This is a genomic window from Streptococcus dentiloxodontae (assembly GCF_053206925.1).
Window position 1 is genome coordinate 285,829 of record NZ_JBRUHR010000001.1, and the last position, 14,332, is coordinate 300,160.

Consider the following 14,332-nt stretch of genomic DNA (forward strand, 5'->3'; position numbering starts at 1 on the left):
AAAAGCAGGCAAATGTTACTTCGGAGCTTAACCGAAATAGATTTGCTTACTTTTATTTTATGATTTTATTGAATGAATCTCGTTTTTTAGATTTGTTTCTTACAAACTGTGCCAAATATCCTTATCATATTGTTCAATGGTTCTATCTGATGAGAAGAAACCAGCTTTAGATATGTTTTGAATGACCTTTTTGTTCCATACGTCTTGATCTTCATAATCAGCCAGCATTTCTTCTTTCTTGACAATATATTCTCTTAAGTCAATCAAGGTCATGAACCAATCTTTATTAATAAGTTCATGGTAAAGACGTTCCAAGCGTTCTTTTTTACCCAAAGCAAGAATGGCATCACTAACAATGAAATCGACAGCTTCTTTTATAGCAGAATCATTAGCATAATAATCCTTAGAAACATAAGTTCCCTTGTCATACAAATCAATAATGGTATCTGAATCCTTACCAAAAATGTAGATATTATCTGAACCAACCAATTCAGCAATTTCCACATTGGCACCATCCATAGTACCCAGCGTCAAAGCGCCATTAAGCATGAATTTCATGTTACCTGTACCAGAAGCTTCTTTTGAAGCCAAGGAAATTTGTTCCGAAATATCTGTAGCTGGAATCAATTTTTCGGCCACAGTAACATTATAATTTTCAACCAAAAAGACATTCAGGTAAGGACTGACTTCAGGATCATTATTAATCAGTTCCGATAAACAAAGAATCAAATGAATAATATCTTGGGCAATGGTATAGGCTGGTGCTGCTTTACCACCGAAGATAACGGTAATTTTGCGTTTTGGAAGATTGCCTTTTTTGATTTCCAAATATTTATGAATAACATAAAGAGCATTCATTTGCTGACGCTTGTATTCGTGGAAACGCTTGATTTGAGTATCAATAATGGAATTTTCATCAAGCTCAATCCCCTTATTGTCCTTAAGATAGCGCTTGAGAGCCAATTTATTATTAAACTTGATCTTTGCTAATTGGCCATGGACAGTCTTGTCATCCGCAAAGGCCAACAATTTTTCAAGCTCAGTAGCATCTTTAAGGTAACCTTCACCAATTAATTCTTTAATGTAGGTTGCCAAATCTTGGTTGGCAAATTCCAACCAACGACGGAAAGTAATTCCATTGGTTTTGTTATTGAATTTTTCAGGATAAATATCATAGAAAGGTTTCAATTCACTATTTTTCAAGATTTCAGTGTGGAGAGCAGCAACCCCATTAACACTGGTTGAAAAGTGAATATCCATGTTCGCCATGTGAACCCGATTATCTCTATCAATGATTTGAACAGCATCATCTTTGTATTCACTCCGAACAATACTATCTAAATGCTCAATGATGGTTACCAAATGTGGAACAACTTCATTTAAATATTCCAAAGGCCATTTTTCAAGAGCTTCTGCTAGAATGGTATGGTTAGTATAGCCAATCATGTTCTTAACAATGTCCACTGCTTCATAGAAGTCCAAGCCATGTTTTTCATTTAAGAGACGAACAAGCTCTGGAATAACCATTGACGGATGAGTATCATTGATTTGCACATAGGCATAGTCAGCCAAATCATGCAAATTGGAACCACGTTCCAGCGCTTCATCAATCAAGAGCTGAGCAGCATTTGAAACCATGAAATACTGTTGGTAAATGCGCAGCAATTCCCCATTTTTATCAGAATCATCAGGATAAAGGAAGAGAGTCAAGTTCTTCTTAATTTCTGTCTTATCAAAAGTGATGCCATCCTTGATTAAACCGTAATCAAGACCATCAATATCAAAGAGATTAAGGTAGTTCTTACTATCCTTGTGATAACCTAAAATATCAATACGATCCAATTTGGACTTAAGCGTAAAATCACGGAAAGGCACATCATAAGAAATATCAGTTGGAACCAACCAAGAATTGTCTTCAATCCAATAATTCGGTTCAGCTTCCTGCTGATTATCACGAAAAACTTGCTTGAAAAGTCCACAGTGATAGTTCAGCCCAACACCTTCCCCGTTAATACCAAGCGTTGACATGGAATCAATAAAGCAAGAAGCCAAACGTCCCAAACCACCGTTACCAAGTGATGGTTCTAATTCCACATCTTCTATTTGGCTGATAGACTTGCCAGCGGCAGCTAATTCATCCTTAACGGTCTTATAAAGACCTAAGTTAATCAAATTATTAGATAACAACTTCCCAATTAAGAACTCAGCAGAGATATAATAAACCTTGCGTTTAGAAGTATTTTTAGGCTTATCTTTGGCCACTTCTTTGACAAAGTGCAAGAGTTGAATATAAATCGCTTCATTGCTTAATTGTGCTAAGTCCTGACCTGTTTTTTCCTGAACATAGTTACTGAACTGTTTTACGTTTTGTGTCATTTTCTTCATTTCCTCTTTGATAAAGTTTCGTTATTTTACTTAAAAAGTCTATCTTGTCTTGTGTTAAATCTTTTGCTCGCATACGCCATTGCCAATTACCACCGATAGTTGATGGGGTATTCATTCTAGAATTAGCCGGTTTGTTGAGCAAATCTTGCATCGTTAAGATGGCTGTCTTACTAACCGTTGAAAAGAGCAACCTAAGCATGGCCTGATTAACTGGCTCAATAGGTTTGCGATGAGTATAAGCATCCACAAATTCCTCTTGTTCAACAGTGAGGCTCTCATACCAACCATTAACCACGTCATTATCATGCGTCCCAATATAGGCAACACTATTGGGAACATAATGGTGGGGAATGTCAATACTGTGACCAGTCAAATCATAGAAACCAAACTCTAAAATTTTCATGCCAGGAAAGCCTGTATCTTTTAGCAGTTTTCTTACCTTATCATCAACATACCCCAAATCTTCAGCAATAATTGGCAAGTCTCCCAAGGCATTTTGCACAGCTCTAAAAAGCGCTATGCCAGGACCAGGTTGCCAACTACCATTTTTAGCCGTATCGGAACCTCCTTCAATTTCCCAGTAATCTGAGAAGCCTTTAAAATGGTCTATCCGCAAAATATCATAGATTTTAAAACTTTCTTGAATACGATAAATCCACCAAGCAAAACCTGTTTCGCGATGACTTTTCCAATCATAAATAGGATTTCCCCAAAGCTGGCCCTCATCACTAAACTCATCCGGTGGACAGCCTGCAACTGATAGAGGCTGCAGATCCTCATCCATCTTAAAGAGCTCAGGCATCGTCCAAACTTCAACACTATCCTTGGCGACATAAATGGGCATATCGCCAATAATTTTAATATGATTTTTATTGGCATATGCTTTCAGCGCCAGCCATTGTTCAAAAAAGAAATATTGGGTTACTTTATAATAGTTAATTTCATCGGCCAAAAGACGACGATAGTGCACGAGACGCTCTTCATCACGTTGAATAGCTTTTTTATCTCCCCATTCCTGCAAGGCCTTGTGACCAAAATGTTCCTTGATTGCCATAAACTCAGCATAGTCAGATAGCCAAGTGTCATTTTCTTTTTCAAATTGACTTAATGCTTTTCTATTTGATTGATTGGCTAAAAAATGAGCAACAGCCTTTTCTAAAATAGGCCGGCGCACTTTGAACAAAAGAGCATAATCAACAGCTTCTTCGTCTTCTCCAAAAGAAACAGAATTATAGTCAGCCTCATCTAATAAACCAGCTTCTTGCAATTTAGTAAAGTCAACAAAATTCACATTACCAGCAACAGCAGAAAAAGACTGATAAGGAGAATCACCATAACTCGTTGTTGTCAAAGGCAAGAGTTGCCAGTATGTTTGACCTGTTTTTTTAAGGAAATCAACAAAATCATAAGCTTCCTGACCGAAAGTGCCAATTCCAAATTTTCCTGGTAGAGAACTGATATGCATCAAGATACCACTCGCACGTTTTTCCATATATTCTCCTAACTTTTTTAATTATCATTCTAAAAAAGAGTATAGCGCAATCGTTTGCATAAATCAAGAATTTTTTCAAAAATAAAAAAACTAGAGACAAAGACTGATATCTCTAGCTTTTCTTAAGATCACGAACACTCTCACGCTCTTTCAACGTAAAAGGAACGGTCACTTTTTGATCTTCTGATTGACGCTTTTGAACTTTTTCCAGTAAACAATGCAAACTTTTTCTTCCTAAACGGTCAACGTTAATATCAAATGTTGTTAAATACGGATGTAAAATAGTAGCATAGCTAGAATTGTTGAAAGATACGATAGACATATCATCCGGCACTGCTATCCCATAATAAGATAAAAATTGAATAATCCGAAGGGAAACAACGTCACCAATAATAAGGAGAGCCGTTATTTTTTCTTGCTGAATTTTTTCCATAAAAACTTCTAATGTAGCAGTCTGCTTGGGATCAAAAAGCACACTATCATAAGAGTTTAACCCTAATGCTTGCATGCCTCTTTGATATCCAATAAAACGCTCAATACAAATATCACTTTTCTGATCATTAGTGACAAATAAAATCTGCTCATGCCCCTTTTGATAGAGATAATCAACAGCAATTTTTGCCATCAATTGGTTATCATTATCAATATAGGTCGTTTTATTTTTAGAATCAACTGGAGCACCAATAATAACAAAAGGAATTTTATTTTTGATTAGGTATTGACTTACAGGATCCTCTTTTTCCGAATAGAGAACAATAAAACCATCCACTCGTCTTTGCTTATACATGAGCTGTACCTGATCTTTTAAATCAGTCAAAGTATCACTTGTTGCAATTGAAACAGTAAACTCATTATGATTAGCCTCATCATTAATCGCTGTCAAGATTTCCATAAAAAAAGGCTCATTTAAACGATCTGGACTCACCAAGGGCGGCAAAACCACACCAACACAGTAAGTTAAGCCACTAGCCAAGGTTTGAGCAGCCAAGTTAGGCACATAACCCAAATCCGCCATGGCCTGTTTGACTCTATCTTTTGTTTTTTGCGAGATAGAGGGATTATCTTTCAAAACTCGGCTGACAGTAGAGGGATTGACTCCTGCTTCCCTTGCTACATCCTTAATAGTAACCATATGACTTTCCTTTATGCTTAATGAACCTATTTTACAACAGTTCTGCACTGCTTGCAAGATTAATAGAAAATTGTTAAATAGAAAGAAAAATAAAATAACATTCCATCAAAATATCAAAAAAAAGCTTGACAATTTATGAAACCGGTTGCATAATAATTATTGTAAGAAATGTTACAAAACAATTTCAGGAGGAGATAGCTATGAAAACATGGCAAAAATTAGTCGTCGGTAGTGCGAGCCTTTTGCTTGCAGGCAGCATTCTCGTTGCTTGTGGGTCAAAAGATTCCAAATCAAGTAGCGCAGATTCAAAAACCATTAAACTTTGGGTTCCAACAGGAGCTAAAGAGTCTTATAAAGAAATCGTAAAGAAATTTGAAAAAGATTCAAACTACAAAGTTAAGATTATTGAATCTGAAGATACTAAAGCTCAAGAAAAAATTAAGAAGGACCCTAGCACAGCTGCAGATGTTTTCTCACTGCCGCATGATCAGCTAGGACAATTAGTTGATTCTGGTGTTATTCAGGAAATTCCTGAAAAATATTCAAAGGAAATCGCTGAAAGCGAAACAGAACAAGCTGTAGAAGGAGCTAAATACAAGGGTAAAACCTATGCTTTTCCTTTTGGAATCGAGTCTCAGGTTCTTTACTACAATAAAACTCAACTTACAGCTGATGACGTGACATCTTATGAAACCATTACGAGCAAGGCAAGTTTTGGAGCAAAATTTAAACAAGTTAATGCTTATGCAACTGCTCCTCTCTTCTTATCAGTAGGCGATACCATCTTTGGTGAAAATGGTGAAGATGTCAAAGGAACTAACTGGGGAAATGATGCTGGTGTGTCTGTTTTGAAATGGATTGCTAGTCAAAAAACCAACACTGGTTTTGTCAATCTTGACGATAATAATGTCATGTCTAAATTTGGTGATGGTTCCGTCGCTTCCTTCGAATCAGGTCCTTGGGATTATGAAGCTGCACAAAAAGCCATCGGTAAAGACAATTTAGGCGTTGCTATTTATCCAAAAATAAATATCAATGGCCAAGAAGTCCAACAAAAAGCCTTCTTAGGTGTCAAACTATATGCTGTTAACCAAGCACCTTCAAATGGAGATACAAAACGTATTGCTGCTAGCTACAAACTGGCTTCTTACTTAACCAGCGCTGAAAGTCAAGAAAATCAATTTAAAACAAAAGGACGTGACATCATCCCATCTAACAAGACTGTTCAAAACTCCGATGCAGTCAAAAATGGTGAACTAGCACAAGCTGTTATCAAAATGGGATCTTCTTCAGATTATACTGTTGTTATGCCTAAACTCAGTCAAATGACAACATTTTGGACTGAAAGCGCAGCTATTCTCAGTGATGCTTACAATGGTAAAATTAAAGAAAGTGATTACCTTGCTAAATTAGAACAATTTGATAAAGATTTAGCAGCTGCTAAATAAAACATCATAAGTGAGGGAAACTAAATCTCCTCACTTATTCTTTTAACTTAATTGAATAATTAAAGTAAAGGAGATAAACATGAGCCAATCATCTTCTCATAATCAGGTATCTGTACTTGAAGCTTTTAAACAAGGGAAAACAGATATCAAATTATCATTTTTAATTATGGGATTTGCCAATTTGATGAATAAGCAATTTATAAAAGGCGCTCTCTTTCTTTTAAGTGAAATAGCTTTTCTTATTGCTTTTGTCACACAAGTTATTCCAAGCTTCACAGGCTTGATAACTCTCGGTACGAAAACACAAGGGATGCACGAAAAAATTGTAGACGGTATTAAGATGCAGGTGGCAGTTGAAGGCGACAATTCTATGCTGATGCTTATTTTTGGATTGGCATCACTCATTTTTTGTTTAGTTTTCGCCTATGTCTACTGGTGCAATCTTAAAAGTGCCAGAAATCTTTATGTCCTGAAAAAAGAAGGCCGTCACATTCCATCTTTCAAGGAAGATTTTATGACCTTGGCAAATGGACGTTTTCATATGACATTAATGGCTATTCCTTTAATTGGTGTCCTTCTTTTTACCATCTTGCCACTTGTTTACATGATTTGTTTAGCATTTACCAATTATGATCACAATCATCTTCCTCCTAAATCCCTTTTTGATTGGGTAGGGTTGGCTAATTTTGGTAATGTCTTGAATGGTCGCATGGCTGGAACCTTCTTCCCTGTCCTTTCTTGGACACTTATCTGGGCTGTTTTCGCAACCGTGACAAACTTCCTTTTTGGGGTGATTTTAGCTCTTATCATCAATGCTAAGGGTCTAAAATTGAAAAAAATGTGGCGAACTATCTTTGTTATTACCATCGCCGTTCCCCAATTTATTTCGCTTCTATTGATGAGAAATTTCCTCAATGACCAAGGTCCTCTCAATGCTTTTCTAGAAAAAATTGGACTAATCTCGCATTCTATGCCTTTTTTATCAGATCCTACTTGGGCTAAATTCTCGATCATCTTCGTTAATATGTGGGTTGGTATTCCTTTTACAATGCTAGTTGCAACAGGAATTATCATGAACCTTCCAAGTGAACAAATTGAGGCCGCAGAAATTGATGGAGCAAGTAAATTCCAAATTTTCAAATCTATCACTTTTCCTCAAATTCTCTTAATTATGATGCCATCTTTAATCCAACAATTCATTGGAAATATTAATAATTTCAATGTTATTTATCTCTTAACTGGTGGTGGACCGACTAATTCAGAATTTTACCAAGCCGGCACTACTGACCTATTGGTCACCTGGCTTTATAAACTAACAGTGAATGCTGCAGACTATAATCTAGCTTCTGTTATTGGTATCTTCATTTTTGCCATCTCAGCTATCTTCAGTCTTTTAGCTTATACCCGCACAGCATCATACAAGGAAGGAGCTGTTAAATAATGAAAAGAAAAAAACGTCTCCAGCTCGGTTTAACTTATGCCTTATTAGTTTTCCTATCCCTCATTTGGCTTTTTCCCATTGCTTGGGTTGTCTTAACCAGTTTTCGTGGTGAGGGAACAGCTTATGTCCCTTACTTTATTCCAAAAACATGGACTTTAGATAATTATGTCAAACTATTTACCAACTCTTCTTTCCCATTTGGACGCTGGTTTTTAAATACATTAGCAGTTTCAACAGCTACTTGTATCCTTTCCACTTTTATTACTGTAGCAATGGCTTATTCTCTTAGCCGTATTAAATTTAAACATCGTAATGGTTTCTTAAAACTAGCTCTTGTTCTTAATATGTTTCCGGGATTTATGAGTATGATTGCTGTTTATTATATTTTAAAAGCACTCAGCCTCACCCAAACATTAACATCCTTAGTCTTTGTCTATTCAGCGGGAGCTGCTTTGACCTTTTATATTGCTAAAGGATTTTTTGACACTATTCCTTATTCACTAGATGAATCGGCTATGATTGATGGCGCAACGCGTAAAGATATTTTCTTAAAAATTACTTTGCCACTTTCTAAACCTATCATTGTTTACACTGCCCTTTTAGCATTTATTGGTCCTTGGATTGACTTTATTTTTGCTCAAGTTATTCTCGGTGATGCTACCAGCAAATACACGGTAGCTATCGGTCTATTCTCTATGCTTCAAGCCGATACCATCAATAATTGGTTCATGGCCTTTGCAGCAGGTTCCGTATTGATTGCCATTCCAATCACGATACTCTTCATCTTTATGCAAAAATATTATGTTGAAGGCATTACTGGTGGATCTGTTAAATAAAAAGAATAAGGAAAGATATTATGACAACTTTAAAACTTGATAACATTTATAAAAAATACCCAAATAGTACTCACTACTCTGTCGAAGAATTTAATCTTGATATTAAAGACAAAGAATTTATCGTTTTTGTTGGACCTTCAGGATGTGGAAAGTCAACCACACTTCGCATGATTGCTGGCTTAGAAGATATCACCGAAGGTCATTTCTATATTGATGACAAGTTAATGAATGATGAAGCGCCGAAAGATCGTGATATTGCCATGGTTTTCCAAAATTACGCTCTCTATCCTCACATGACTGTTTACGAAAATATGGCTTTTGGTCTAAAACTTCGTAAATATAAAAAAGACGAAATCAATAAACGTGTCCATGAAGCTGCCGAGATTCTTGGTCTGACAGAATTCCTTGAAAGAAAACCTGCAGATCTGTCTGGTGGTCAACGTCAACGGGTCGCTATGGGACGTGCTATTGTTCGAGATGCCAAGGTATTCTTGATGGATGAACCTTTGTCAAATTTAGATGCTAAACTTCGCGTTTCTATGCGGGCTGAAATCGCTAAAATCCATCGTCGCATTGGAGCAACGACGATCTATGTCACTCACGATCAAACAGAAGCAATGACTCTGGCAGACCGTATCGTTATCATGAGCGCTACTCCAAATCCAGACAAGACTGGTTCTATCGGTCGTATTGAACAAATTGGAACACCACAGGAACTCTACAATGAACCTGCTAATAAATTTGTAGCTGGTTTTATCGGAAGTCCTGCCATGAACTTCTTTGAAGTGACCGTTGAAAAAGAACAGTTAGTTAATCAGGATGGACTCAGCCTTGCTCTTCCTCAAGGACAAGAAAAAATTCTTGAGCAGAAGGGTTACCTAGGCAAAAAAGTCATCTTTGGTATTCGTCCAGAAGATATTTCAAGCAATCAAATTGTTCACGAAACCTTCCCAAATGCTGACGTAACAGCCGAAGTTTTAGTATCAGAATTACTAGGTAACGAAATCGTGCTCTATGTCAAATTCGGTCATACTGAATTTACCGCTCGTGTGAATGCCAGAGATACTCATAATCCTGGTGAAAAGGTCAAATTAACCTTTAACGTTGCTAAAGGACACTTCTTTGACTTAGAGACTGAAAAACGTATTCAATAACAATTCTTTACTATATAACGAAAAAGCATATCACTAAATTTTATTTCATTTGGTCAGATATGCTTTTTTTATAGTTATTTAGTTTATAACTAGTATCCTAGCCTAGTCTGATTTTGATTTTCTTTGAGTATTAGGTGTTCGGCACGCCAGCAAACCTGCGGTTTCATGGCTACTGCGGCGACTGGCTTTAGGTATCTTCCGTTGTTTCCTGCAGATTTATAAAAAGTTGTCTTTACCGTTTCAAAACGAAATGACTATATCTATGTAAACTAGCACCAATATAAACACCTGCTACTGTAACCAAGCTGAGAGTCCCAAGAGCTAGATAACACTCTTTGAAAATCAAAATAATACGTCGTTAACTTCGCCTTGCCGTACTCCAGTACTACCTGCGGCTCGTTGCCTAATCTGATTTTGATTTTCTTTGAGTATAAAATCCTGCAACTTATAGAATCCAAACTTGATGAAAAGCTGCAGTTTGTAAAGAAAACTTCTCTTCAAATCATGCTGAGCACCAGAAGCGATAAAACCCTTTAGATGGGGAAAGGTGTATTTACTCAACGTCAAATCCAAGATTCCGCCCAAGGATAGGCCGATTAAAATAAAATCTTCTTGCTTATCCAACACCTGCCTTACTTGCTTCTGCAAATCCTCAAAACTGTCTGGTAAGCGACCATTGTCAAATAAATTCAGCGCTAAACAGTCATAATTAGGTAAAGCTGTCATCACCCCGTCTCAAGCCGTCTTGTCCTGACCTAAACCATGCAAAAAAATGAGTTTCCTATGCTGTTTCTCCGTAAAGTTGATTCAGTCATTAGGTTAACTCGCTTTCGTTGAGGTTATTTTGAATAGTTTCCTGAAACGTTTTTTCAGAGTCTTGGATTGTATTGACAAAATGATCATAACTGCTGCTGTCTTGGGGAATTTTAAGTCCTAATTTTTCAACAACAACCTTAGTATCTCGCATTTCACCTTTTCCTTGCAATAAATTAAATTGACTAGTACTCTCGTCATTCTTGTTATGCGGAAAAAGATAAAAGCCTAATCTAGCATTAAAACGATACATGTAAGCTACTACCTGCAAATAATCCCGTCCTTTGATGTTTTCAATAGGTTTGTACTTAGCATCGGCAACAATGGGAGAATCTGAAAGCCGTAAAAAATCGGGATAAATCCTGCCATTTCCATCGTTAAATAAAGAGTAACCACCTTTTCCCGCCTTATTCTGCGGATGTTCAAACTCAGGCAGCAAGGTCGCTAGATATTCTTCCCAGAGCCAGGCAACGTCAAAAAGAATTCCGTGAATTTTTTGATTAGATTGATTCAACCCATGCTTTGCTTGATGCAAAATCATCAGGCAAAGCTGCTGCAATTTCCCATACTCATGATAATAGGCATGCCGAATAGGATGTGTCTGATTCAGCCGAATAATCTTGGATCTGTCTGCAAGCTTGTAAGAAGGTGTCACGCGCACCACTTCAGTCACATTTTCCTTGACCGAAGGCGCATTAGCTAAAAGCGCTCTGCCATTTGGAACAACTTGCTGAATGAAGGCAATGGTATGCCGAATCAGCTGCATGAGGGCATTGTCATAGGAAAATTCTTTGGTCGAATAAGCAATCTTTCCGGTAAAAGGCGTGTTTTGCCTGATATGCCTAGCAACCTCAATTGTCCCCTTAACATGGCTGTCATTGTAGGAAAAACGCTGGTATTCCTTGTAAAGTCCCTTGCGCAAGGCCGCCTGAAGATATTTTGGAAAAAGGTAAACTAAAAGTTGATACCAGCTGTCTTCACGAGACAGACCGATATCCAGACTGGTCAGGTTAAGCTGCAGTACCTTTTGCAGCATATAATGCAGAAAATAATCGTTGTCATCATCAGTAAAGCGAGAATGAATGGTCAAACGCTCATCACCACAGCCCAGAAAACCAATAATATTCCGTGTTTTAATCTGATTATTGACCGTCTCCAGCACCTTGCCGTCTTTTTCCAAATCAGGAGACGCCAGCAAGTCATGCGGAAAAATAAAGATATTGTCCTCTTCGGAAAGACTTTCCAGAGTTCTGTCTAGAAGATAAGCTGATAAATTAGGAAATTCATTTTCAAAATCAGATTTTGGGAACTTCTGCTGATTATCCGTCAGTATCATCTAACCCTTCCTTTTCTACTAAATTGTAGGCTTTTTCTAACTCCTTCCGTTTTCCCTTTTTGTCATGAGACCCACGCAGATAATCTTCTAAAAGCGGCTTTAAGTAATCTGACCAGAGTGCACTGTAATCGTAGTTAACATCTTCTAACTTCAAGAAATAAGCTGGCCCGATATGGTAATGACTGTTGAGACCTTCAGTGTCAGAAATGGCATTGTTGAGATTGGTCAAACGTGTCTTGGCTTCCTCAGCCTTATCGCCTAATTCCTCATCCAACATTTCCAATCTATCCTCAGCTTTCACCTCCACAAACCTAAACCGGCGGCGCATGGCAAAGTCAAAGGTATCAACAGAACGGTCAATATCATTCATGGTACCAATGATATAAACATTTTCGGGAATATAAAATTTCTCAGTTGATGTATGCAGATTGGCGTATTGCGTTGAAACAGCTCCCTTTTCACCGCGATAGCCCGGGTCAATCGAAAAGAACAGCTCCCCAAAAATCTTGGAAATCTCCCCACGGTTGATTTCGTCAATGATGAAGACGAATTTTTTATCAGTAGCTTTCTTCGCTTTCGCACAGAAGTCTTTAAAAATCCCATCCTTCAATTCAAATCCAATCTGACCATTCTCCTGAGTAACAGGTCTCAACCCTTCCACAAAGTCAGTGTAATCATAGGACGGGTGGAATTGAACAAAGCCGATTTGCAATTTTTCATCATCAGAAAGTTCTTCCCATTCATGCTTCTTACCATTACTGATTAACTCACTAGCAACCTGCTTAGCAAGGTAAGTTTTCCCAGTACCTGGCGCACCGCGGAGGATGAGGTTTTTACTCTTTTTCAGTCTATTAACATAACTTATCATGTCTCTTTTATTTGCCCCTTCTATTTGATCTAATGTAATTCCAAAAAAAGGTTTTAAGATAATTTCCTCAAACTCTGATAACTCTAAAGCTTTGATTTTCCTAATTGTTGTGTTTCCAGAAGGAAGCCACCATTTAGAAGACCCCTTAAACTTGTTATTACTCGTTGATTTTCTAACTATCTCGTACTTTCTTTCTATCCACCCTTTACCCATTTCTGGATTTTCAACAGCATTATCAGAAGTGACTCTCCCGATTAGTTTAATAGAACTGCTACCAAAGCATAGATAAAATAGGTCTCCCTTTTTTAATTCTTCTCTGAAAAATTTCCCTTGATTTTTACCCGTCTGTTCGTGTAGTACAATAACTTGTCGCTCTAAAAATTTTTCTCTATATTTTGTAACATCGCCACTGTGACTCATCTTCCAAATATTAACTTCTCTATTTTCCATCACATCACCTCCCCTTCTTCAATCCCATACTCATCCAAGATTGCTTGGATTTTGTCGAAGGCTAGGCGGAAGTGTTCGAGTTTGTGGCCGTCGGAGCCGATGGAGTATTTATGACAGCCTAAGTTTTTGACTAGATCAAGCGCATAGCGGTAGAGGTGCTCGTGGCCATAGAGGTACATGGATTTGCTGTTGAGCTCAAAGGCTAGGTCGTAGTCAATCATTTTTTGGAAAATGCGGCGCAGCTGGGCTTCATGGGTCTTCAATTCATCAACCGTCACGTCAAACAAGCGAAAACCATAGTCGAAATGCGCCAGCACATCAGCTTCCACGCGCCCAATGGCGTATTCCAGCTTGTCTAGGTATTCTTGGATAATGACTTCCTTGTCCATATCAGCCACCTCGTCGTCCAAGTAGTCATTGGTGCCGTTATGGTGGACGGAAAGGAGCTTGAGGTCGTAGTCCTTATCGGCTAGGAAGCTGAGAATGTCAGCCTCGCGGGGTTGGTAATAGCCGATTTCAATGCCGCGCTTGATGCGGTTGTCGTATTTAGCATTAAGCTCTGCTATTTTCCTAGAATAAGCCTCATAGTCGGGAACGTCATCCTGCTGGGTATAGGGGTTTGACAGGTCATAGTGCTCAGTCGTGACGATGTCGCCATCATAGTGAGTCAGGTAGTCCTCAAACTGAGCATCGGAATCATAGGAAAAATAGGTATGTAAATGATTGTCGCGCATGGCAAATCTCCTAATTTTTTCTTCTATTTTACCATAAAGATGGGCGCAAAGGCCTGTTTTGCCAAAAGAAAAAAGGTGCGGACACCTTTTGTTCATCTTACTATATGATTTTTATCATAAAAATCGATAAGCCCGTTTGCTGCTGCAATCATCCAATAATTTTTCTTATCACTCATCTGTTCTCCTTACTTCTGCGTGGTGTCATAATCACCCGAAACAGTCCCCTTGATGCCTTCGTCCACA

Annotated in this window: 10 protein-coding genes and 1 pseudogene; 4 read left to right on the forward strand and 7 right to left on the reverse strand. The window is 37.9% G+C overall.

The features are described 5' to 3' along the window. Positions 1-99 precede the first annotated feature (99 nt). From glgP to ACVRZ8_RS01305, 3 genes are all read right to left on the reverse strand, one after another. Positions 100-2,376 (reverse strand): glycogen/starch/alpha-glucan family phosphorylase, encoded by a 2,277-nt coding sequence (gene glgP / locus ACVRZ8_RS01295; protein ID WP_447447514.1) that lies wholly within the window; start codon positions 2,374-2,376, stop codon positions 100-102. Next, complete coding sequence (malQ, locus tag ACVRZ8_RS01300) at positions 2,348-3,877, reverse strand: 4-alpha-glucanotransferase (RefSeq protein WP_447447515.1); 1,530 nt, start codon at positions 3,875-3,877, stop codon at positions 2,348-2,350. Before malQ ends, glgP begins: the two co-directional genes overlap by 29 nt. Before the next feature lie 112 nt (positions 3,878-3,989). Next, a complete protein-coding gene (locus ACVRZ8_RS01305; RefSeq protein WP_447447516.1) occupies positions 3,990-5,009 on the reverse strand; it encodes a LacI family DNA-binding transcriptional regulator in 1,020 nt (339 codons plus the stop codon). Between the two features lie 200 nt (positions 5,010-5,209). On the opposite strand from ACVRZ8_RS01305, the gene ACVRZ8_RS01310 reads away from it, so the two are divergent. From ACVRZ8_RS01310 to ACVRZ8_RS01325, 4 genes are all read left to right on the forward strand, one after another. Next, a complete protein-coding gene (locus tag ACVRZ8_RS01310; RefSeq protein WP_447447517.1) occupies positions 5,210-6,457 on the forward strand; it encodes an extracellular solute-binding protein in 1,248 nt (415 codons plus the stop codon). A 79-nt stretch (positions 6,458-6,536) separates the two neighbouring features. Then, complete coding sequence (locus ACVRZ8_RS01315; RefSeq protein ID WP_447447518.1) at positions 6,537-7,898, forward strand: carbohydrate ABC transporter permease; 1,362 nt, start codon at positions 6,537-6,539, stop codon at positions 7,896-7,898. Further along, positions 7,898-8,734: a sugar ABC transporter permease gene (locus ACVRZ8_RS01320; protein ID WP_447447519.1), complete on the forward strand. Its 837-nt coding sequence runs from the start codon at positions 7,898-7,900 to the stop codon at positions 8,732-8,734. The genes ACVRZ8_RS01315 and ACVRZ8_RS01320 overlap by 1 nt, the downstream gene beginning before the upstream one ends. Before the next feature lie 20 nt (positions 8,735-8,754). Beyond that, on the forward strand, positions 8,755-9,888 hold the full coding sequence (locus ACVRZ8_RS01325; RefSeq protein ID WP_447447520.1) for an ABC transporter ATP-binding protein: 1,134 nt from the start codon (positions 8,755-8,757) through the stop codon (positions 9,886-9,888). A gap of 468 nt (positions 9,889-10,356) precedes the next feature. Here the strand turns inward: ACVRZ8_RS01325 and ACVRZ8_RS01330 are convergent. The 4 genes and pseudogenes from ACVRZ8_RS01330 to ACVRZ8_RS01345 form a co-directional block, all read right to left on the reverse strand. Further along, positions 10,357-10,614, reverse strand: a pseudogene (locus tag ACVRZ8_RS01330) (alpha/beta fold hydrolase); the annotation flags it as partial. An 88-nt stretch (positions 10,615-10,702) separates the two neighbouring features. Then, positions 10,703-12,037, reverse strand: a complete 1,335-nt coding sequence (locus ACVRZ8_RS01335) for an McrC family protein (protein WP_447447521.1) — start codon at positions 12,035-12,037, stop codon at positions 10,703-10,705. Further along, positions 12,021-13,355: an McrB family protein gene (locus ACVRZ8_RS01340; RefSeq protein ID WP_447447522.1), complete on the reverse strand. Its 1,335-nt coding sequence runs from the start codon at positions 13,353-13,355 to the stop codon at positions 12,021-12,023. The genes ACVRZ8_RS01335 and ACVRZ8_RS01340 overlap by 17 nt, the downstream gene beginning before the upstream one ends. Next, entirely contained in the window at positions 13,355-14,089 is a 735-nt protein-coding gene (locus ACVRZ8_RS01345) for a PHP domain-containing protein (RefSeq protein ID WP_447447523.1), read from the reverse strand. The genes ACVRZ8_RS01340 and ACVRZ8_RS01345 overlap by 1 nt, the downstream gene beginning before the upstream one ends. Positions 14,090-14,332: the final 243 nt, after the last annotated feature.

Excerpts from the sequence above, each read along its gene's own strand:
- ACVRZ8_RS01305 (WP_447447516.1), bottom strand. The coding sequence starts at position 5,009 with ATGGTTACTATTAAGGATGTAGCAAGGGAAGCAGGAGTCAATCCCTCT.
- ACVRZ8_RS01340 (WP_447447522.1), bottom strand. The coding sequence starts at position 13,355 with ATGGAAAATAGAGAAGTTAATATTTGGAAGATGAGTCACAGTGGCGAT.
- ACVRZ8_RS01335 (WP_447447521.1), bottom strand. The coding sequence starts at position 12,037 with ATGATACTGACGGATAATCAGCAGAAGTTCCCAAAATCTGATTTTGAA.
- ACVRZ8_RS01320 (WP_447447519.1), top strand. The coding sequence starts at position 7,898 with ATGAAAAGAAAAAAACGTCTCCAGCTCGGTTTAACTTATGCCTTATTA.
- ACVRZ8_RS01345 (WP_447447523.1), bottom strand. The coding sequence starts at position 14,089 with ATGCGCGACAATCATTTACATACCTATTTTTCCTATGATTCCGATGCT.
- ACVRZ8_RS01325 (WP_447447520.1), top strand. The coding sequence starts at position 8,755 with ATGACAACTTTAAAACTTGATAACATTTATAAAAAATACCCAAATAGT.
- glgP (WP_447447514.1), bottom strand. The coding sequence starts at position 2,376 with ATGACACAAAACGTAAAACAGTTCAGTAACTATGTTCAGGAAAAAACA.
- malQ (WP_447447515.1), bottom strand. The coding sequence starts at position 3,877 with ATGGAAAAACGTGCGAGTGGTATCTTGATGCATATCAGTTCTCTACCA.
- ACVRZ8_RS01315 (WP_447447518.1), top strand. The coding sequence starts at position 6,537 with ATGAGCCAATCATCTTCTCATAATCAGGTATCTGTACTTGAAGCTTTT.
- ACVRZ8_RS01310 (WP_447447517.1), top strand. The coding sequence starts at position 5,210 with ATGAAAACATGGCAAAAATTAGTCGTCGGTAGTGCGAGCCTTTTGCTT.